The sequence below is a fragment of the Limosilactobacillus rudii genome (genome assembly GCF_014145455.1).
Classification (GTDB): domain Bacteria; phylum Bacillota; class Bacilli; order Lactobacillales; family Lactobacillaceae; genus Limosilactobacillus; species Limosilactobacillus rudii.
The window spans coordinates 1-21,015 of the sequence record NZ_JACIVB010000050.1; the positions used below are offsets into that span (position 1 = coordinate 1).

The window sequence follows — 21,015 nt, forward strand, 5'->3', positions numbered from 1 at the left end:
CTAACGGAAAAACAAACAGACGACCTAATGCACTTAAGAAAGTATCTACAGAGGAATTGGCAGTATATCCCCTCACCACAAAGGCGCGGATTTAAGGAAATTCATTTAATCGGTTCAGTCGAAAGTTCTCACCGGGCCTTTACTTACCGGATGAAGAAACAGGGCAAGTCATGGACTGAGCAAGGGGCTAAAGCGATGGTTGGATTAATTGAAGCCCGAATGAATAATAAACTACAAGCTAGTCTAAATACGATTCTAGAACAATTAACTGTTCTTCCTCGAGTAGCTCAAACAAGCCTATTACAGGAAATGCATATTCGCACTGGAGAGTTTCTCAGAAAAGCACCAATAAAGTCATCAGTCGGGGCAGTGCAAGGAACAATCCCGATTAACACTGCCACAAGTAGACCAATGGGACAACTTTTAAAGGCGCTAACCCACTAAAACTGCATATTTAAAGGCTACCTATGAAAACTTGACAGATACTTATTTAAATTAGAGATTGACAAAATTAAATTAGAATGTTTTAATAATTACAACATTAAACGGAAAGGAACGACAGTCATGAATAACTGCTCATTAAATTCAACCAAGTACTATAACAACTATGCTTATCGCGCATAAATGTCTGTACTCAAAAGGTACGGACAACGGTGTTCGTACCTAAGCAGGGTTGTTTTTAAGGAGTCCTTTGCTAGGTACACCAATCTAGTAAAGGTTGAAAGTCTTCCATCATTTATTCACCTACCAACTAGATTGCGTAATTCACCGCTAAGCTAGTTGGTATTTTTTTATTAAAAATTGAGGAGGATCAAATGATGAATACTACTAAAAAAGTATTAAATAAGCCCGAACCTAATTTTAGCTTCACTGAAAGCTTAATAATTCTTGCCGTTATTTTATGTATTTTAGGATACCTTATTATCTTTAAGCACCAAGAACCACAAGCTCCACTTTTTATCTCTTTCGTTTTATTAGCCGTTTACGGTCGACTTCGTGGATTTAACTGGACAACAGTAATGGATGGTATGCGAAGTGGTCTCCGCGCCGGAGTTGATCCATTAGTTATTTTTCTTTCAATTGGGGTCCTCATCGCTACCTGGATTTTTTCTGGAACTATCCCTACAATCATGTACTTTGGTTTTGAAATTATTTCTGTTAAGTTCTTTTTACCAACTGTCTTTATTGTCTGTACACTTGTCGGAGTTGCATGTGGAAGCTCATTTACCACTGTCTCGACAATGGGAATTGCCTTCATCGGAATCGGCGCAACCCTCAAAATTAACCCTGGACTTACTGCCGGGGTAATAGTCTCAGGAGCCTTTTGCGGGTCTAATATCTCTCCGCTTTCTGGAACCACTAACCTCGCTGCCAGTGTCGGTGATATTAGCATTTACAACCATATTAAGTCACTATTAGTTACCGACATTCCTGCATGGGCCATTTGTATTGTTCTATACACCTTACTAGGGCTTAACTCGAAAAATGTGAGTTTAGGAGCAGTTCATAAAATGATGAACGGACTTGCTAATGGATTTTGGATTTCTGGTTGGGCACTTTTACCTGTTTTACTTTTAATAATTCTTGCATTCTTACAAGTACCGGCCATCCCATCTCTTGGCCTCGGATCATTATTCGCCGCTTTATTAGGCTGGATTCATGCACCTAGTACAAGCATTACTACCATCACTAATACGATTATGACGGGCTACGTTTCCCATACCGGTGACAAAACAATTGATACTTTACTTTCTAAAGGCGGAATTGCAAGTATGCTGACTTCACTTGCCCTGATCATCTTTGCCTTAGCTTTAGGAGGTCTCTTAATTAAGTTTAATATTATTAAAGCAATCATTGACCACCTAGCTGGAATTGTGAAAACTCCTGGTCGTCTTACAATAGCAACTGCCGTTACTTGTGTCGGCGTTAACTTGATGGTTGGAGAACACTACCTAGCAATCATCCTTCCTGGACAATCCTTCCTACCGGCATTCGAAAAACTCGGATTAAAACGTGCATACTTAACACGAATCTTAAATGATGCTGGAGCCGCGGTTAATGCAATTGTCCCATGGAGCGTTTCGGGCGTATTTATCTCAAGTACTTTGCAAATCAATCCACTTAACTTTATCCCTTGGGCTTTCTTCCCATTTTTAGTTACTATTATTTGTATAGCAGTTGGAATGCTCATTAAGGTTCCAGCTAGTCAAACCACAAATGTTAACCTAGCAACAGAATAAGGCTAAATTTGGTCCTTATTAAAATTTTCATGTTATAGTAAAGGCAGCGTTAAGATGTTGGTTCCTTTAAGGAGGGATTACTTATGCGAGCATTTACCCATAGCGAATTAGCAAAATATGATGGTCGTGAAGGACGGCCTGGTTATATCGGTGTCCGTGGAAATGTTTACGATGTATCTAAAGTCCCGGAATGGGAAGGTGCAGAAGTTCACGGTAGTGTCGTTGGGCATGATTTGTCAGATGTTACTTATCAAGAAGCGGCACAAAAGTATTCACCAGTTTCAAAGTTACCTTTAATTGGAAAACTAGTTGATTAGAAATCCTATTAGAATTAACAAACCCTCTTAAATCAGCAACCATGTTGATTTAAGAGGGTTAAATTATTATTCTTCATTAACAACCGTAATTCGCTCACGGTGATGGCGAGGTACCAAAATTTCATTTACCACTACTTCAGCAACTGTTCCTGTTGAAACTTTTGATTCTTTTTGTTCATTAAATAGTAACCGATCTTTACCAACAATATAACTTGTAGCTGGACCTGCTTCAAATGTTGCTGATGGTGAAATTCCAACCCAGTCAATATCCGTAATCGTTTCTAGGTATTGCAATTCTTTTAGCTGTTGACGAGGTGTATTAATCCATTTTTCTGACCCAGGCATTTTAGCAATATCTTCTACAAATAAGTGTTCATCAGCACCGGTCTTAAGACTTCCCGCCCCTAGAATAAAGATTAACCTAATCTTATTTTTACGTGCTAAACTAACTAATTTTTCGGCTAAACGTGTTTGTCGATCAGCATTTTCTGGACTAGTTCCATACGCATCAACAATTACATCAAAACGGGATAATAGACTATCATTCAAAGCAAAAATATCGCCACTCAAGATTTGAGCATCATTCCCCAGAATCTCTCGTGCTTTATTTTCATTACGTACAATCCCGGTTACATTTAACTCTGGCTTAGTTACTGCTAATTTATAAATTGCACTTCCAGCCATCCCAGAGGCACCAATTATTCCAACTCTCATCATGGTTAATCACTCCTCGCTATCATTCAAATTACTATTACTCTTTTGATTACTCTATCATGAAAAAGAATAATTTTAAAAAGAAAGAGACCGAGAAGTACTTTTTCTCAGTCTCAATTTCTTCACGAATAAATATTTAGATAGACCCTTTTCATCCTAGCATCTTAATAATTAAGATTTCTTTTTAGGTTTATTTCTCTTCATTACCAATAATTTTATCTAATAGTCGCGATAGTTCTTCCTTTTCACTTGATGTTAAATTATCAAAAAGATGCCCAAACATTTTTTGCTGTTGATCTTTAATTTCACTTGCACGAGCTTTTCCTAAATCTGTTAAGAAAATTAAAGTAGCTCGTTTGTCAGTTGGATCCACAGTTCGCTTAATATAACCATCATCCTCAAGTTTGCTAAGTGATTCAGAAACCGAAGATTGATTAATACCAGCTTTTTCAGCAATCGCTTTTGCCCGAATCCCTTCCGAAGCATCTGCAATAATGGTTAAAAGATTTTCACGTATTAAACCTTGACGATTCATAAATTCTGGCCGACCAGTCATCACTCCTGGACGGTCAATATTTGGTCGATTTCCCATCATATTCGGCCAATTATTCATTGATCGGCCATTTTCTGCCATTGGATCGCCCATCGGAGGAAAACCACCACGGTTAAACATATTATTATTCATATCCGTCGCCTGGTGGAATTCACGGTGACTAAAACCAAATTTACCCATTTGTGAGGAAAAATCACGGCGATTTCCACCAAACGTATTTCCTCGTAATATTGCTAAACTCTTCAACATTTTTTGAATCAATTCCATATCACTAATTTCTGTCATGATTATCTCTCCTTTAATATCTAAAATTGTTTTAATTTAATCAAAAATTATTTGCGAACTTTACTTTTTACCTCAGCAATCTTTACTGGATTACTAGATAATAAAACTACAAGAATTACAATCATCGCTGTTAGAACGATTAATTGATTTGTAAGCATGTCATTATCCTCCGCTGATTTTACATTTAATAATATGCTTCGGTACCGATGCATATAATATAACCCATCTATCAGTAGCTGTCAATATATTTCGGTACCGAATCATTAAAAATGTTTAGCAAAAAAGAAAGCCTTTATATAGTAACTTTGCATACTATATTAAGGCTTTTCGCTATGAAATGATTTTGCTATCTAAGTTCAATTCATCATGAACTATGCGCAATATCTGTACTCTCCGCCTCATTCTTATCAGAATAATACAGATTAATTACTAACTCATTATCTTACCTCCTAATTTGAGTTAGTACTAATAATAACTAGTATTTATGATTTATCTATTCTAAAATTTGCTTAGAAATACATAGAAAGGGTGAATATTACCGTGATCCATAGCATTCGAACCGTTTCTGGTTATATTGAAGAGATTGAGAAATTAATTAATGATAAAAAACAAAATTATTATTTTCGTGGACAGGATGATGCTTTTTCAAACACACTTCCCTCTGTTTTCCGTAGTCGGAAATTATTAGACAATGAGGATAACATGTTCAATGATTTCTTAATGACGGATCCCCAGCTTTTTGAAAAGTGCCGAACCAATTTCGAACGAATGGCATTAATGGAACATTACCATTTGCCAACTAGGTTACTTGATGTAAGTAGTAATCCATTAATTGCCCTTTTCTTTGCGGTTAAAGGCGGTCATGGGAATGGCGAAGTCTATGTTTATAAAGATCAGCCTAATCGGGACAAGCTGGCTAAAATGCTTGATGAACGGGGATGGCCTAACTTAATTGCGGAATATAATTTCAAGAGTGGTTTAACTAATCATAATTACTTTAAGAAAAATGCCTTTAGTAATGAAATGCAGCTTGAATCCTCTCTCGCTCGCCAATCAATGGCAGATAAAAGTTCTTTTTTCCAAACAATTAAAAATTTTTATCAATTAGATAATAGCTACATAGTTCAGCAACACCGCTTATGGAGTAATGACTATCTTAATTATTTTGATGATGAAGATTCTCATTACTTTGCAGAATTCAAACATGATCTTCATACATTACCATTTCTTCGCCTATTTGAGGAAGCCAAACGAGATATTCCTAGTTTTGAGAATAAGTTAAATCCGCTTGAGTTAATTGTCCCCAAAATTGTGACAGTCAAACGGATGAGTAGACGAATGGAAAATCAGCAAGGCCTGTTCCTCTTTGTTCCCTTTATTGGTGACGAATATGATCAAACGGTAAATATTGATTACTCTGAAGTCGAACGGCAGGCACAATTAACAATTGATATTTTAAGCCTATACAATCCAGACAAACCTAACGAAAAAGAAAAATATATTATCCCCGCCAAATATAAACGGTCAATTCTGGACGAACTATCCAAACTGGGCATTAATTATAGCTTTATCTATCCTGAAGATCATGCAAAGAAAGCTGAGATGATAAAGGACAAGTATCTTAGTTTGTAAGCTAGTCTAATGAAAGAACCCAATTAAAATAGCTACCCGAAATCTTTTGGATAATCATAAATTCCAAAAGGTTTCCTTTTTTATTCTCCATTTATTCCTGCTGATATTCACCCTGCCCAATTCTTAAATAACTTTTCAATCGTTGATGGTGTAGTTGGTGTTAAGGCTAAATCTTCGTATACAGATTGCCACTACCTTTACTAGTTAAAATCCACACTATATCATAAGTAGTCATCAGAACAAAAAAGAGCCGGTCAAGCACTCTGAATACCGATTATTGTAAACAAATTGATATGACGGGATTACCATATACACTAATTGAATCAAAACATAAGACTAATAATCATCGTCAATGTAAATGTCTTGATATAAGAATTCATCAAAAGGTAAAAATTTTAATTTGTTATCTACTTCTGTTTCTATTCATCTATTCCACGTTTAAATGTATCAAAGATCAACTGATCCTTAATTACTTCCCAATCTGGAATTAAATCCCATGGTGAACCTGGTCGATGGGTTTGCCTACTTAATCGAGCAGCATTGTAGTTAATGTAATCTTCGTTCACTTTACTTAGAAGATCTACAATCTCACCATCTTGTGAAACCTGGTTATAGTCATCCATCGCTTCTTTATCTGGTTTATCAATATCCAGAACAGTCTGGCCATTAAACTTATCATGTACTTCCGTTATTAATGGGCCATATTGAAAGTGAATGATTGTTGAAGAAAATAATTTATTTCTGGTTGCGGCTAAAAGTCTCCCATACGCAATGTAGAGCAGTTTAATGACCTTCATTTGCGTTAACGGGTCAATATTTAAGTCACTATCTCTTTCAAAGTAGTTTTCAACTCGTAGCCAGTTAGCTAACTGCACTGCTGTAAACCTAGGTTGTTCCTTTTGTGATTCACACAATACCATCATTATTACTTAGATAAGAATTAACCTTTGAAACCAACTCATCAGAGTAACCATTCTTTGCATCAGCGATATATTGTTGGAGTACGTCATCGTTAGCAATAAGTGATTTTAGCAGCCTATTATTGGCTTTAGTAGGGAATGCACCCGCTTCGTAAAGTGCAATGGTGTTTGGACTTAATCCAGTTTCTTATCTGGAATCAGTTCATTGGTGTTACTGTCAAAAAGAGCCGGCACTGTTACCGTGTACTCATATCCGTTAATGGTATAAGTAGTTGTAAAGTTCTTTTGGTAAGCCATCTAAACCTCCTCCTTTAATAATCAAGATGAAAACTGATAAATACCACTTTACGTACATTAATTTATTTACTGAAATGCACACAAAAAAATGGACATAAAGCCCATTATATCAGTAATTACAGCTTCTTCTTGATGCAAGCTCATGCACACGCTTTTTTTGTGTGCACAGCTGTGTGCATAATATTCTTAAATAAACAAAATTATCTTCTAATTAATAGATATTCGTAAAACCTTACTTTCAAACACACAAAACACACAATTTTAAAATCAAAACGTTGATATATCAACGGTCAGAACCTCTTCTCTTTTTCAATAAACACACAGAATAAATTTTTGAATTTTGTGTGGCTACCAGTGTGTTTGAAACAGTAATTCACAACTTTTCAGAACCATTCACTTTAATTCTAAAGCATACAAAAAAGCCTACATAACAAGCTTTTACGGCTTACTCTGTAGACTTCTAATCGGTTATAAACCTTAACTAGTGCTGACTAGAGGTGCTGTTTTAGGGTAGCTGCAGCATTGGTACGACAGCATCTTACCCGAAACGTGTTAAGGTTTTGTGTTAATTTCGTATTCAGAAACTTGGTTCAAATAGCGTCGTGACAGGGGATAAATAAATTATTCTTGAGTATTTGAATCATTTATATCTTGAAAAATGCTCCTACCATTACTATCAATAATATCCATATTATTCAACTCGTTGACCAAAAGGCTGTCATACTTTTCTGGATGAACTATTTGTGTTTTCCCTGTATCTGTTATTGTAGAGTATTGTTTACATCTTTCGCAAAGAATTTTCAACTTACATTTCTCTTTCAAAAAATCTTTAAAGTAATCCGTCACCATTAACTCGGAATTACAATTATCACATCTAAATATGCTTACTCTCTCATTTTTCCTATCTTTAGGAACCATTTTCTGATCAAAACACATTCCATCAAAATAGTGAATAGCTAATAATTCTTTTTTAATCACACGGTGTGCTAATTCCACAAATTTTTGGTATTGATCACTCGCTCTGTTATTAGAATTAACACTAAACATAATATTGTTATTTTTAGACCAAATCTCAAATCTGGAAAATAAAGGTTGATAATGAACACTATAATTTCTTAGGTTCTTCATTGCGGTAATATTTGGATTACTATCCAGTATTGCTTTTGCTTTTTCATAATAGTCATTCTGCACATCATATTTCCTGCCGATCATCTCTTTTACCTTACCCCAGCTAGTAGCTGATTCTTGTTTATTACATTTTTTCAAGTTACCGTTAATTGCTTGATCAATTATATTAGTAGTTGGGTTAAGTAGTGTTGGAGAGAAGTTATTCCTTAATGGTTTTAATCCCAGCCTGTAAAATATATTTAAAACTTGAGCATATAAATCAATAAAGCTACATAGATTACCACATAAGGTATTTGCATAAATTTCCCTATCAATATCAGAATCAGCGTTTTTCGCCAAAACATATACATAAATAATGTCCTTTTTCAAATAGTTTATTAGCTGTTCACGATACTGTAGTGTACTGAAATCCCAATAATTGTAATTAAGTCGTTTGAATTTCTTTAATCCACCTCCCAACTCTTTATCGACTTTCTTTTCTAATTTTTGACATTCAACTTCATTTTTGTCCTCTGAGGTATATTGCCTGCTATCTTTTTTCCTTCTTAAAAAGAAATTTTTTAACATAATTATCCTTCCATAAAAAAAGAAAAAACAACCTTTTCATCAAGATGAAAGCTACTTTTCCTGTATGAGCTATTCCTCTATTCCACGCCTAAACGTATCAAAAATCAATTGGTCCTTAATCACTTCTCGATCTGGAGTTAAATCCCATGGCGAACCTGGCCGATGAGTTTGCTTACTTAGTCGAGCAGCGTTGTAGTTAATGTAATCTTCGTTCACTTTGCTTAGAAGATCCACAATCTCGCTATCTTGTGAAACTCGGTTATAATCATCCATCACTTCTTGATCTGGTTTATCAATATCTAGAACAGTCTGGCCATTAAACTTATCATGCACTTCCGTTATTAAGGGACCATATTGAAAGTGAACAATCGTTGAAGAAAATAATTTATTTCTGGTGGCGGCTAAAAATCTTCCATACGCAATGTAGAGCAGTTTAATGACCTTCATTTGCGTTAACGGGTCAGTATTTAAGTCGCTATCCCTTTCAAAGTAGTTTTCAACCCGGAGCCAGTTAGCCAATTGTACTGCGGTAAACCTAGGTTGTTCCTTTTGTGATTCAACAACACCATCATTATTACTTAGATAAGAATTGACTTTTGAAACCAACTCATCAGAGTAATCATTCTTTTCATCAGCAATATATTGTTGGAGCACATCATCATTAGAAATAAGTGATTTTAGCAGCCTATTATTGGCTTTAGTAGGAAATGCACCAGCTTCGTAAAGTGCGATGGTGTTAGGACTTAACCCGGTTAATTCAGCTAAGTTCCGTTGAGATAGTCCTACTTTAGCACGATACTGCTTTAACTCTTGTGGTGACAACAACCCCATATCATCACGATATTGTTGACGAGCTATTTCGGCAGCTTGATCATCCAGATCCTTATCTGGAATCAGTTCATTGGTGTTACTGTCAAAAAGAGCTGGTGCTGTTACCGTGTACTCATGTCCGTTGATGGTATAAGTAGTTGTAAAGTTCTTTTGGTAAGCCATATAAACCTCCTCCTTTAATAATCAAGATGAAAACTGATAAATACTACTTTTTGATTATTATCAGTAAACACAAACTTAATGTAATAAATCTGTCCATCGCTAGTCTTAAATACCCAAACAAATTGTAATGGATTATTTCGATTAGGTTCGTGTTTGACAAAATCGTTAATGGACAGTTGTCTAACGATTTCCTTAGCTAAAGTTACCGAAACCGGCATTGCCATTCTGCTTTGTCGTTGAACCATGTAAAACCGATCATGATTTACAAGAAATTTTAATCTTGCTAGTGCTTCAGCAACCTCCATTACAATCCTCCTAGCATTTTATTGCTATTTTATTATAGCATGATGGTAATACATTTACTACTGATTAGTAGCAAGAATGTGAAAAAGCAAAGTATCTTAATCAAAGTTCACAAAATGATCAAGATACTCTGCATGTGATTAAGATAATTCAGCTCACTAATGTTAACACATTTTAACACGCGACTAACCTTGCCATATCAACAATTCAAGCACTCCAACCACTCCAACCACTCAAAAATCACTTACCAATATCCGCCTGTGTTAACAAACGTGTTAAAGTAACGCCATTTAAGCGACGAAAAAAGCCTGTAACGCCAACGATAATCGCTGGTATTACAGGCTTATGTGTTCTTTGTAGTGCTCACTAAAGTCGCTGTTTTAGGGTATCTCAGCCCTTAGTGTAAAAGGATTTCATCCTAAACGTGTTAAGGTTTTGTGTTAAAAGCACGGTCAGAAACTTTGTTCAAATAGCGTCGTTGTGGGATTCTTGCAGAATAACTATACTAATAAACAACTATATTCAGCTATCTAACTTACCTGCTATTCATCTTACTCCCTAATAGCTATATTTAGCTATCTAACCTACTTGCTATTCAACTTGCTATCTAACAGCTATATCCAGCTATCTAACTTACTTGCTATTCTGCTTACTCTCTAATAGCTATATCCAGCTATCTAACTGGCTTGCTATTCAACTTGCTATCTAACAGCTATATCCAGCTATCTAACTTACTTGCTATTCTGCTTACTCTCTAATAGCTATATTCAGCTATCTAACTTGCTTACTATTTGGCTTACTCTCTAGCAGCTATATCCAGCTATCTAATTCATTAACCGTTAAACATTATTTCTGTGTTTTCAATGTATAGTAAGTATTGGGTGAAGTTGGCGAATCCGCATGTCTTTCTAAAAGCTCTAGTTTTGTCAGATCACTTAATGCTTTCCGAGCGGTTGATGGATGTAACTTAGAATTAGAACTAATAAATTCTTTAGGTCGTAGTTCTTTATGTTCATAAGCATAAATCAAAGCTGCTCTTTCAGGATAAGTTAGCTTAGTAAAATCATAGTTAGTAATTTTACTTATTTCTTCTTTACGTCTTGAATTCCGCATCACAATATTATTTCTTAGGGTTAGTTCGGTATAGGCATTAGTAGCAACGTATTCTGGATCTTCAAGGAAATACTCTTCCATGTTTTTGTACATCCGATCAACACCTTCACCAAATTCTCTAACCCAGCCAAATTGAACTAACGCTCTGGCAATGTTTGGATTTCTGGAATAGTGAGTAGTACGGATATTATCGACAGTTACTATTGACGGTAAATCGCCAGGACTATGAATGATAATCCGATCATCATACATAATGATTCGAATATCATCACCGTTTAAATTATAAGCACGATGCGTTACCGCATTTACAATTCCTTCTAGCCAAGTACCCTTAGGATATTCAGGTACGGTTTCAAACTTACCTGTTTCAACATTTAAGGATGTGAACTCTCGTAATTGTGATTTTACAATGTTATCTGCCTGTTCAATGACCTTTGGTAGTGGTCCTTCAATCATTGCTTCCTTAATAACATCTAAGTTTTCGCCAACGCCAGCTTGGGTTCCGCTATATCTAATAAACCTAACCCTTGCTCCTGGAATAAAGGCATCTGGCATTTCAGCAAACATTAAGACACCCGCCACATTGAGCTTATAAACATATGAATCATCTGAGGTCATTTTACGGTTAGCAAAGCCCCTAGAGAATAACAACTTCCATACATCATCACCATTAAAATGGTTGAGCTTCTTATATTGTTCTAGTAGGTCTTGATCTAAATCTTCTAATAACGCCGTTTCAACTGTTTCCTGCTCATAGGATCGAATATCCTTGCTGTAATTAAGACTTTCAATTTGCTTATAAGTTAACTTTTTACTTTCATCACCAATCCGTAAATAAACCTCATCTTTGGAGTTAGAATAGACATATTTATCACTGGATTCAACGGTTAAAAGCATGATCCGATTATCTTTACCATTAACAGTAACCTTCTGGAATTCAGTTTTCACTTTCAGAGCAGGATGAATTAAATCATACCCTACTTGTTTAAAATCATTAATCTTATGGGTATCTAAATGATCAATCCCCTCAAACTCTTTGTTCCTAATTCCAAGCGCCACTGTTCCGCCGTCAGCATTGGCAAATGATACTAAGATATTAGCCAAACTCCGCCGATCAAACTCGGCAGCTTTGCGATCAAATTCTTGTCCTTCTGCTCTTGTTAGTAGTGTTTTGCTAGCTGTTTTCATTTGAGTTTTCTACCTTCACTAAATATTCTGTATTCATTATAAGCTATCTAATACTAAAAATTGTAACTTTCAAATCGGTTAGACTACCTATGGCTTATCTATGTACAGAATAATAAGCAAAACTAACAGTATTGGAACATAAGAGAATATAAAGATGGGGCGACACATACAGCAAAAAATACTTTCACTTGTCTTTGGTATATGCATGCTGAAATCAATGTCTTCTTCTTTTTTATTTCTTACTAAATCATAAAGTTTTCGGTACTGTCTTTCTTTCTGAAGATAGTATGCATCACTAATCCAGAACATTAAGCAGATCCCTAGCGCAATCCATAGCAAATTATAAGACCATGAATATTTAACCTTCGCCACATATAATGTAATCAATCCACCAATAGCAGTTATTGACCAACCTTTAATTAAAAAAGAATTTGACCCCATTCTACTGATTACATCTTCAATCATTTTTAAATGTAATCTTTTATTTTCACCATCTTTTTCCATATCTTCACTTCCCAATCTGTTATGGTCGCTTACACAATTCATAGTCATCAATTTTGTTTTCTTTCAAATCTGTAGCACGATCAAGATAGGTATCAGGATTATTTATGAAATCTTCCCAAGATACGGTTATTATATAAGAGCTTTCCCCAAAGTAGACTATCTCCCCTTGCATAATACTTGTGGTTGGGATCTTTTGATTAAACATATTATCTCGAATTATCTTGAAAGTATTACCAGTATGAAGAGTTCTAACTTCATTTGATTTTCCTTCATCATCAATCAATGTTTCATGCGTTATAAAATAATCGTAACTTTCTGAACGATCAGGTAAGACTATGGCAAGCATGCCGTTTGGCAAACTGCGGGTCTTATTTCTTGTTTCAGTTCTTAGCGAATACGCAACCTCCCATGGAATCCATTGATCATCTTCTCTTTTTAGAATATCCACCATATTAGGTGAGACCAAGATTAACGTAATTGATGAGTCCCAAATTTTGTCGCGCAGTTTAGACTTAATGGTATCTTCCTTAAAATCACTAAGATCTTCATTGTCATCCTCAGCCTTATTCAAGTCATCACCGCTAAAGCTATGATCTTGTAAATAATCAACATAATCACGGGCAGTACCATGGGTATATCCATCTAGTACAGCAACATCTTCGTCATGATATTTGTATGAAACAAAAATTTTCTTTCCCAATTATACCTTCTCCTCCAATGGTAAACTAAATCATAATTAGATTTTATCATCACTCAGTTCAAAGGAACAACCGTTTGGATAAATAACACTCTATAAACAACAATGGACTTTAAACCGAAATGTTTATGTCTATGTTTATCTTCATCTATAATCTGTAAGATGTTATTTATGGATTCTGGTATACTTATAGAGTCGTTCGTCACCCTTGTCATGCAGAGAGGGGGTGAGAGCCATGCACACTTTGTTCGACAACCTGTTTCAACTTGTCAACGCACTTATTATTGTGTGGTTTACGTGGTGGCTAAACAACCGTAAGCATTGATATTAGTGTAACCGAACGATATTAGCTACGCAAAAAGCCTTCAGCAACTTAGGACCTTGCTGAAGGCTTTTGTGTTTGTCATGTGCCATGCACTCGACAACCTGTTTCTACAAATATTATATCATGAATAAAAAATTTATCTACTCTTTAAGAATATTGATGCTGATCGCAAAGAGCAAGTTTGCAGTTTAAGCTCACCATTATGCAACAAAATAAAGAGCACTTATTAGGCACTCTAGCTACCGATCGATTTAAGTAGCCAAATAAAGCCCATTCCACACACCGATGCCATCTTACTATGTTTTGACTATACCATGCTCCAATTATCCCTTGTTTGAATCCAACTGTTTTAGCCAATATTCATAACAATCAACATACCATTGTATATACGAACGGTGATTCTCTTTATAGAATTGCTTATTCTTTTTCATAGCATAACCAATCATTGCTGCATTATTATCAATTGGCATTGGTTGGCGAGCAATCTTATTATTTACTAACTTAATCTTTGATGGATTAACTAACCGATAATCATGAGTATCCGCAACTATATATCCCTTATCATATCCATTTACGCGGGCATTAAATTTAATGAGGTCGCCTTCTTTCAGTTCCCCTAATTTAAGAAAGCTTTTAGTATAGTTGAACCACAAATGGTCAGTTACTAATTCATCATTCTCAACCAGTTTAACATTTGCTAACATCAACGTTGCTCGAAAAGTCCTAAAGCTATTCTTATATCCGAGTCGTACAAATTCCCCAATAAATTCATGGCGTTTTTGACTGCCTAATTCTTTTAATTTTTCTCGCATTTCTTTCATCCTTTTCCATTCTTCACATCATTATCAGTGCAATTTAAAGATTATCGGTGCAAAATTAGCCAATTTTGCACCGATAAATTGTTTATTGCACCGAAAAAACTCAATTACATTGACAGATAACGATCCATCAATCCACTATAACCAGTGTTAAAAGTCTTCACATAGTAACGCATATAAACTGCCAATGAATTCCCCAATCTATTACAAGCATAGCTATAATCACCAAGTCTTGCTAACCTGGTTCCACATGTAGTTCTAAGTGTGTAACAACTCAATGGCAGATCACCACTATTAACGCCAATTCTTCGACAAAGTTCCTTTAACATATCGTTCATTGACCGTTGGGTGACTGGATAGCCTAGTCTGGCTAACCGGTAGTCAGTCAGATTAAGGAATAATAAATCACTAGTAGTTTGCAAGCCTTTTTCTTTAATAAACTCTGCTTGCTTCTGCTTAAAGATTTGCAACTGGTCATAAAGCTGCTGAGTTATTGGTGGCGTTAGACGACTTTCACCCTTACGGCGGGCTTTAAGATGGCCATTCAACTCCTTAGTCAGTTCGGAATAAGAATCGTTGATCTTAAACACCCAATGACCTTCATCTTGAGTTAGGTTAGACAGCTTCAATGCTTGAATTTCTTGTGGTCGCATCCCGGTTTCAGCTTCCACCCATAATGCCATTCTCACTACCCATCTTTGGATCGGAATTTGCTCCAAATCATCTTGGATTGCCTGACGAAAGGCCTGAAACTCTTGATCTGTCATCGCATACTTCTCTTTAGTAATTGACTGTTTGTCACGTCTAAAAAAATAGTCAATTGGCCGCTTGGGCACTGGTGATTTGACAATGACATCACCTTCCAGCGTTAAAAAGTAAGTTCTCAATTGCTGTAACAGCTTACTAGCAGTGGAATGAGTGGTAATACTGGCATGATGTTCTCTTGCATAAGTAGTAATGAACTCTCTGATCGTATCTTCATCACAGTTTCTAACCTTCACTCCACCTAGATAACAATGCACCATTTTCTCCGTATAGCGCCAGGTCTTAATTGAAGCCGGACTCCAGCGTTCCATCTTGATCTGATTAGCAATCCATTCCGACAAAGCCTGCGGGAGGTACTTGCTACCAGTGTTGAAATCATGCCCCGTCTTGATTTGATCAATTAGGTCGGCTTCAATTTTTCTAGCTTTCGACTTGGTTTCTGCATAGTGGACGGGAGCCGAAACCAGCTTCCCATGCACACTAGTCTGTGGCCGAATCCAATACTGTCCGCAATGTTTACTGTTCTTATTAGTTACTAGTCTAATCGTCAAACATCATCACCCCTAGAACCCATTAATAAAAATATTAACGCGCTCGCCAAGTTGTGACCTGTCTGAATCCCGCAGTTTTCAGCCAATTTACCACTTCATCCACTACAAAGTAGCGTCTGGATTTCGGATCCAGTTGATGGTACGGCATACCTAGTCGTATTAGGGTATAGATGTAACCATTGCTGCAACCAATAATGTCCGCTAATGTCTTTAGATTTACGATTTCATCTTTAACCATGCCCATTTTCCTTCCTTAAACGCTTGATCTCGCTTCTTAACTTTTCGATTTCATTAGTGACTTTCACATATGTCACCCTCGGGAAATAGATCCCCACAAGTTGACATTGATTGTCATAAACATTCACTGTTGTTTTTATTGTGTCGCTGTATTCATGTAATGCGTTAAACCCTTGCAGAAATTTAGACTTTTCAACGTTTACAGTCTTATCTTCTGTCTCATCAATCAATAACATTAGTACTCATCCTTTCGGTTTTGCCGACCGTTTCTATGTTAAAATTACTGTGTAAAGTTTTTATTTAATTGTTGAATTCAAAAGGAGTAAATACCGCATTGCTCTGCGGATACTTCTTTTTGAATTCATCATATTTGTATCGCCATGTTTTTAAGGTTGTAATTTCTCCAGTAGTTTGATCAACACTACCAAGTTGATCTGGAGTTACGTGCAGCTCTTTGAACATGGCTTTTATTTTATCTTGAGTCAATTTATCGTTTGTAACACAGATTACTTTCTGATAATTCTTACCATTAAAGTGTTTACGTTTCATTACGAAGCCCAGCATCTCTAACTGTTCTGTGAAGGCTCGGTATGAAGCTCCTGATTGCTTCATCTTGTCCTTGTAGACATTAAACAAACGATTAGCCTGGATTCCAACTAGATCATAAAGTGACGTAATTCCTTCATTTTCCAGGAACAACTCTAAAGAATCATTCAATGCTGCTAACTTAGTAGCTGCAGAATGCTTGTGATTAAAGATCTCTTGCCGCTCTTTATCACTCATCTTTAGCAGCTTGCTTGCCTCCTGCATAATGATGTAGAACAACGCTTGCCAGACTTTAGGATTGTTAATGAAATCAGAAACCTTGACTACTCGCCCCTGTTCATCTTTGATGGGATCTTCTTTCAGTGACTTGGGTGAATTAATTACGAACATCCTGGCTGCAGTACCTTCTTGCGTGACCTGAGGCATGGCGTTAGTGGCAATTACGATCAGTGATGGTAAGGTTACTGGGTGATCCACCTCATACTTAGCCGAAGCGGTTTCGGCCATTCCTGAAATAACCCCATTAATTACGGTTCCAGCATTTGCAGTAATGATATTCCGTTTTTCATTAGCTTGAAAATCATCGAACCATAACATGACCTTACCGTTTTTGACGTCATTCAAAGCAATATGACGACCATTGGTAAAAGCTTGATTAACGTTCTGGGTATTAGACCTGATATTAGAGCCACTTTGTCCCTGATCATTGAAATTTTTCTCCAATAGGGTTGCTAAGGTACTTTTACCAGCACCACTTTTACCCTTGAGCACAATGAACACTCTTAGTTCTGCCATTATGTCGGTATGTTGGAGTGGGATCAATCCCAGCATAGCTTTCAGCTGTTTCAAGGCCTTGGGTGCAAGATGTTTCAGGAAATAATTCAACTGAAAATATTCACTAGAATTAACAATAGTTGGATCATAGTCAACATTGACATGGTGATTAAGCTGATATCGAAATGGCGAATCTGTCCTAATCTCCGCGTTTTGGTCCAGAAAGATGGCCTGATGATCCGACTGGAATCCATCACCTAGCTGATCCTGATACTTTTCGTCCGTCAGCAAAGCCAACACATTATTTTTATTGTTCTTGAACTGCTGCTTTTCTTTTTTAGTAAAATACTTCTTCAACAGATGGTTAACCACGGATTCCTTAGTAGAGTAGGTTCCCCGTTCATCCTTAACTAGTAACCGACCATCAACTACTAGGGTGTTCGGGTCATTATAGATATAGTCAGCCACATCTAACTTATCTAAATACTTGCTTTGCCATAGTTTCGTTAAATAGTTTCCCAATTGGTTAGCATTACCATGATGTAGGCTAGCCCATATCTGGGTGGTCAAGGCCAATATATTATACTGATAGACCTGCTCTACGTTGGTTTGTCTGATTTTGTGGACTTCGTATTTCAGCCAATCCTCAATTGACTGCCCTTCACCAATTGAGTCAAGTACGCTTGGCAAATAATTACTAATTACACTTGCACCAGTGTTTTCCAGGTAATCGTCAATATCTTTAACTTCAGTTGCCTTAATCGACTGATTCAAAATATTAGTTCGATCCTTCAGTCTGCAATTTGAAAGGAAAACCTGATTTCTTAGTACTTCCTTAGTGAATCGATTAGCGTAGTCTTCACCTTGCGTGTTGTTCTCTTCGTCAAGAGTAAAGTAAGAATAATACTTTCTAGTTATTAAGTATTGAGTATCATAGACACCTGCTTCGCCTAGAATCTGTTTAATATTGTTCAGCTTCTCTGCTTGATCCATTGAATCAACACCATCAATACCTTCTTGAAATAAATAATTGTTCAGCATTTTAATTGACCTCCTTTCTTTTGCTTGAGCTAGTTCGACAACATTTTGGTCAACATCTTCTGATTTCAGTTTTCTCAAGCTTTTACCAGTCTTAGCTTGGTAAATTGAATTAACATCAAAGCTATGGTTTCGGCATTTATAATCATTATCACTATTAATCAAGATGTATTCCTGGGGGCTCTTGATAATGGCGTGCTTCCATTTCTTTACCGAAAAAGTTAGCCCGCTAATTTCAGCCTGATAATGATCCTTAAATTTCAAATATCGATCTTCAAAGTTATTAGGTACTCGCATAATGAAACCATCATTCAAACAATTAATGACATTGGATAAGCCCCAATAATTAAGCACATCAAACATGAAATTCATCGAACTGTATACCGCCAATAACCGATTAACATACCTACCTTGACCAGAATCATTCGTCGAACAATACAGATTGAGTTTCAGTTTAATTGCATTTCGTTCCTTAACCAGTTCAGTATTATTCTGGTAATTAGGTATTGCTTCAATTCGTTTTTTTCGATCAAACAGCTTCTTATAATAGTTGTTCAGCAAGCCTAAATTATACGCAAATGTCGGTAGCATGGAATGCACATCGATCTGAACTACATCATCCGCAATAGTTTTAGTTGCTGAATAGATTCCGTTATTGGTGAATTTAAAACTAGTCTTAACCATATGTTCAAAGGCATTAGTCATAATTAGTTCATCATTCTTCTGCTCCGGCAGTAACTTAATTCCATCATCATCTGGCTTGCTGTTAAATACTTTATTCAAATGCAGACATTCAGCTTCAATCAAGTAAAAGGGAGTTGTGGAGAAAGTAATAATTTCGGTATCATCAATTAGCATTTTTAGTTGTTCTCCCTATTACTTATCCTTCCGAAGCTTTCGATGCTTTCGGCGTAGTTTTTTGAAGTATGTTTCAACATTCTTTGTTAGGAAATCTAATCGTTCTCCTGCAGATGGATCGTACTCGACAATTTGTTTAATCCTTTTCTCTCTTTCTTTAGTAAGCATTTTGATGCCTAAATCTTCAAATCGCCAGCGAATGCATTTGCAAACATTATCGTTGTTCAGTTCTGGGTGGGCTTGAGCAATATCAGCGAATCTAGAATATTTAACAAAACGAATATCAGAATAAGTAGGCACATACATTCTTTCTTCAGCGACCTTAAATGATCCGTAGGACTTGTAACACAGTATCGAGCAATTCTCGAAGTCAATAATTGGATATACAATTGACTTACCTGCTTCCACTATTCCATAACCACCAGTATATTCATCATCTTCCTCACGAAAGTAAATAACCATAAAGTATTTTGGATCCTTAAAAACAGTCATAATAACTACCTCTTTTTTTTAAATCTAAAGTGTTAATGAATAATTTAACTAATAACTCCTCAGGTCCATCTCTGGGTTTAGCAATGATCATTGCTATTCATCTCCTTCATATTGTCTGAGCAAAACCCTCTCACTTATGTTTTAAAAGTCGTTTACAACAATTGAAGATTTCACCCTCATCCTTTAGTTTAAATAAAATTTATTTTAAAAAATTTTTTCAAAATTGTTTTGCCAAATCTTGAATTTCGTCCTCACTTATTAGTTTAAGAAAAATTAATTTTAAAATTAAAAGTGATTATCGTTTATAAAACTACATAATGTAGTAACGGTAACCACTTTTACTTATCTAAATTTGAATATGTATCATTTTCAGTGCAAAATTCTTTATCCATATTCTTATATATAATAAGAAGAAACTTTTTTAATCTTGTCCTCAGACTGCTTTAGATTCCACTGGTACCAATGGCTTCAGTGTTAGAAAAAATACAATAGTGTTCAACTACTAATTGCTATTGGCTTCACCCCATTTGCAATAACTCAATTCATTTGGTGTCGGTTGTGTCAGGCTTTTGAGCAAAACATAATCAATAATAATTAACTACTAATTTCAACATCAATTACTATTATTTCTCTTCCTAATTAGTTAATTTAAAAAATTCTTGTTAAAACCTGGCACCGTTGGCACATTTTCTCCCAACACCTTGACATTACAGACTTTATCCATCATTACTAAATTGGCACCACAATTATTAAAAATTGTCAAAGTGCTTGATATAACAATAATCTGCTGGTGTCAGCTAACTTAACACCAGAGTGACACCAATTGATTTAATAACTAGCCTGTTTTAAAATTCAAGGCCCGGTGTCAAAAAAAGGTGCCGCCCATTTATTAAAATGTGCCAGTTTAGCCGACACCGAACTTCAGTTTGGATATGTAAATTTGATTATATTCATTACAAGACCCTGATCCAAAAATTTTACACTAATGGATAAAATGGATAGTCATATTAAGATACAGAAAAACCGCTCAGCCCGAAAGAGCGTTAGTGTAAGATTTTCATAGGTTGGATGAATAATTCATCTGGTCATGAAGATCTTTTTTTGTAGACCAATTTTACTTATTTACAAAAAAAGAAAAGACCAGTAGCCTTTAGTGTGTC

18 protein-coding genes and 1 pseudogene are annotated in these 21,015 nt (G+C 35.9%); 4 read left to right on the forward strand and 15 right to left on the reverse strand.

Going from position 1 to position 21,015, the window contains the following annotated elements:
- From H5S39_RS04795 to H5S39_RS04805, 3 genes and pseudogenes are all read left to right on the forward strand, one after another.
- Positions 1–444 (forward strand): annotated as a pseudogene (locus H5S39_RS04795) (UPF0236 family protein); the annotation flags it as partial.
- 374 nt (positions 445–818) lie between these two features.
- The gene (locus H5S39_RS04800; protein ID WP_182595847.1) at positions 819–2,240 is read left to right on the forward strand and encodes a Na+/H+ antiporter NhaC family protein; all 1,422 of its coding nucleotides are present in this window, start codon (positions 819–821) and stop codon (positions 2,238–2,240) included.
- Between the two features lie 83 nt (positions 2,241–2,323).
- The gene (locus tag H5S39_RS04805; RefSeq protein WP_182595843.1) at positions 2,324–2,557 is read left to right on the forward strand and encodes a cytochrome b5-like heme/steroid binding domain-containing protein; all 234 of its coding nucleotides are present in this window, start codon (positions 2,324–2,326) and stop codon (positions 2,555–2,557) included.
- A gap of 66 nt (positions 2,558–2,623) precedes the next feature.
- On the opposite strand, the gene H5S39_RS04810 is transcribed toward H5S39_RS04805, so the two are convergent.
- Both H5S39_RS04810 and H5S39_RS04815 read right to left on the reverse strand, forming a co-directional pair.
- A complete protein-coding gene (locus tag H5S39_RS04810) occupies positions 2,624–3,274 on the reverse strand; it encodes an NAD(P)-dependent oxidoreductase (protein ID WP_182595842.1) in 651 nt (216 codons plus the stop codon).
- 187 nt (positions 3,275–3,461) lie between these two features.
- Complete coding sequence (locus H5S39_RS04815) at positions 3,462–4,109, reverse strand: MarR family winged helix-turn-helix transcriptional regulator (RefSeq protein ID WP_231832854.1); 648 nt, start codon at positions 4,107–4,109, stop codon at positions 3,462–3,464.
- A 540-nt stretch (positions 4,110–4,649) separates the two neighbouring features.
- Between H5S39_RS04815 and H5S39_RS04820 the strand changes: the two genes are divergently transcribed.
- Complete coding sequence (locus tag H5S39_RS04820; RefSeq protein WP_182595841.1) at positions 4,650–5,741, forward strand: FRG domain-containing protein; 1,092 nt, start codon at positions 4,650–4,652, stop codon at positions 5,739–5,741.
- Between the two features lie 419 nt (positions 5,742–6,160).
- On the opposite strand, the gene H5S39_RS11580 is transcribed toward H5S39_RS04820, so the two are convergent.
- The 13 genes from H5S39_RS11580 to H5S39_RS04880 all read right to left on the reverse strand — a co-directional run bounded on the left by H5S39_RS11580 (position 6,161) and on the right by H5S39_RS04880 (position 19,855).
- On the reverse strand, positions 6,161–6,655 hold the full coding sequence (locus H5S39_RS11580) for a Panacea domain-containing protein (protein ID WP_231832855.1): 495 nt from the start codon (positions 6,653–6,655) through the stop codon (positions 6,161–6,163).
- 180 nt (positions 6,656–6,835) lie between these two features.
- Positions 6,836–6,958, reverse strand: coding sequence for a hypothetical protein (locus H5S39_RS11585; protein ID WP_259407321.1), 123 nt, complete (start codon positions 6,956–6,958; stop codon positions 6,836–6,838).
- A gap of 621 nt (positions 6,959–7,579) precedes the next feature.
- On the reverse strand, positions 7,580–8,653 hold the full coding sequence (locus tag H5S39_RS04830; protein WP_182595840.1) for a hypothetical protein: 1,074 nt from the start codon (positions 8,651–8,653) through the stop codon (positions 7,580–7,582).
- A gap of 69 nt (positions 8,654–8,722) precedes the next feature.
- Positions 8,723–9,646: a type II toxin-antitoxin system antitoxin SocA domain-containing protein gene (locus H5S39_RS04835; protein ID WP_182595839.1), complete on the reverse strand. Its 924-nt coding sequence runs from the start codon at positions 9,644–9,646 to the stop codon at positions 8,723–8,725.
- A gap of 14 nt (positions 9,647–9,660) precedes the next feature.
- A complete protein-coding gene (locus tag H5S39_RS04840; RefSeq protein ID WP_182595838.1) occupies positions 9,661–9,951 on the reverse strand; it encodes a type II toxin-antitoxin system MqsR family toxin in 291 nt (96 codons plus the stop codon).
- Positions 9,952–10,795: 844 nt separating this feature from the next.
- Positions 10,796–12,250: an ATP-binding protein gene (locus tag H5S39_RS04845; protein ID WP_182595837.1), complete on the reverse strand. Its 1,455-nt coding sequence runs from the start codon at positions 12,248–12,250 to the stop codon at positions 10,796–10,798.
- 87 nt (positions 12,251–12,337) lie between these two features.
- Complete coding sequence (locus H5S39_RS04850; protein ID WP_182595836.1) at positions 12,338–12,754, reverse strand: hypothetical protein; 417 nt, start codon at positions 12,752–12,754, stop codon at positions 12,338–12,340.
- 19 nt (positions 12,755–12,773) lie between these two features.
- Positions 12,774–13,454: a TIR domain-containing protein gene (locus H5S39_RS04855; RefSeq protein WP_182595835.1), complete on the reverse strand. Its 681-nt coding sequence runs from the start codon at positions 13,452–13,454 to the stop codon at positions 12,774–12,776.
- A 645-nt stretch (positions 13,455–14,099) separates the two neighbouring features.
- Complete coding sequence (locus H5S39_RS04860; protein ID WP_231832856.1) at positions 14,100–14,588, reverse strand: hypothetical protein; 489 nt, start codon at positions 14,586–14,588, stop codon at positions 14,100–14,102.
- Between the two features lie 113 nt (positions 14,589–14,701).
- Positions 14,702–15,910 carry a tyrosine-type recombinase/integrase gene (locus tag H5S39_RS11590; protein WP_231832857.1) on the reverse strand — a complete coding sequence of 403 codons (1,209 nt, stop codon included), beginning with the start codon at positions 15,908–15,910 and terminating at the stop codon, positions 14,702–14,704.
- A 230-nt stretch (positions 15,911–16,140) separates the two neighbouring features.
- A complete protein-coding gene (locus tag H5S39_RS04870) occupies positions 16,141–16,383 on the reverse strand; it encodes a hypothetical protein (RefSeq protein WP_182595833.1) in 243 nt (80 codons plus the stop codon).
- Between the two features lie 64 nt (positions 16,384–16,447).
- Positions 16,448–19,363, reverse strand: coding sequence for a nucleoside/nucleotide kinase family protein (locus H5S39_RS04875; RefSeq protein ID WP_182595832.1), 2,916 nt, complete (start codon positions 19,361–19,363; stop codon positions 16,448–16,450).
- A gap of 18 nt (positions 19,364–19,381) precedes the next feature.
- Positions 19,382–19,855 carry a hypothetical protein gene (locus H5S39_RS04880; protein WP_182595831.1) on the reverse strand — a complete coding sequence of 158 codons (474 nt, stop codon included), beginning with the start codon at positions 19,853–19,855 and terminating at the stop codon, positions 19,382–19,384.
- Positions 19,856–21,015 lie beyond the last annotated feature (1,160 nt).

What these genes read in the sequence shown, in the direction of transcription:
- H5S39_RS04810 (WP_182595842.1), bottom strand. Translation starts at nt 3,274, where the DNA reads ATGATGAGAGTTGGAATAATTGGTGCCTCTGGGATGGCTGGAAGTGCA.
- H5S39_RS04805 (WP_182595843.1), top strand. Translation starts at nt 2,324, where the DNA reads ATGCGAGCATTTACCCATAGCGAATTAGCAAAATATGATGGTCGTGAA.
- H5S39_RS04850 (WP_182595836.1), bottom strand. Translation starts at nt 12,754, where the DNA reads ATGGAAAAAGATGGTGAAAATAAAAGATTACATTTAAAAATGATTGAA.
- H5S39_RS04875 (WP_182595832.1), bottom strand. Translation starts at nt 19,363, where the DNA reads ATGCTAATTGATGATACCGAAATTATTACTTTCTCCACAACTCCCTTT.
- H5S39_RS04830 (WP_182595840.1), bottom strand. Translation starts at nt 8,653, where the DNA reads ATGTTAAAAAATTTCTTTTTAAGAAGGAAAAAAGATAGCAGGCAATAT.
- H5S39_RS04870 (WP_182595833.1), bottom strand. Translation starts at nt 16,383, where the DNA reads ATGTTATTGATTGATGAGACAGAAGATAAGACTGTAAACGTTGAAAAG.
- H5S39_RS04880 (WP_182595831.1), bottom strand. Translation starts at nt 19,855, where the DNA reads ATGACTGTTTTTAAGGATCCAAAATACTTTATGGTTATTTACTTTCGT.
- H5S39_RS04815 (WP_231832854.1), bottom strand. Translation starts at nt 4,109, where the DNA reads ATGACAGAAATTAGTGATATGGAATTGATTCAAAAAATGTTGAAGAGT.
- H5S39_RS04835 (WP_182595839.1), bottom strand. Translation starts at nt 9,646, where the DNA reads ATGGCTTACCAAAAGAACTTTACAACTACTTATACCATCAACGGACAT.
- H5S39_RS04860 (WP_231832856.1), bottom strand. Translation starts at nt 14,588, where the DNA reads ATGCGAGAAAAATTAAAAGAATTAGGCAGTCAAAAACGCCATGAATTT.
- H5S39_RS04840 (WP_182595838.1), bottom strand. Translation starts at nt 9,951, where the DNA reads ATGGAGGTTGCTGAAGCACTAGCAAGATTAAAATTTCTTGTAAATCAT.
- H5S39_RS04845 (WP_182595837.1), bottom strand. Translation starts at nt 12,250, where the DNA reads ATGAAAACAGCTAGCAAAACACTACTAACAAGAGCAGAAGGACAAGAA.
- H5S39_RS04800 (WP_182595847.1), top strand. Translation starts at nt 819, where the DNA reads ATGAATACTACTAAAAAAGTATTAAATAAGCCCGAACCTAATTTTAGC.
- H5S39_RS11585 (WP_259407321.1), bottom strand. Translation starts at nt 6,958, where the DNA reads ATGGCTTACCAAAAGAACTTTACAACTACTTATACCATTAACGGATAT.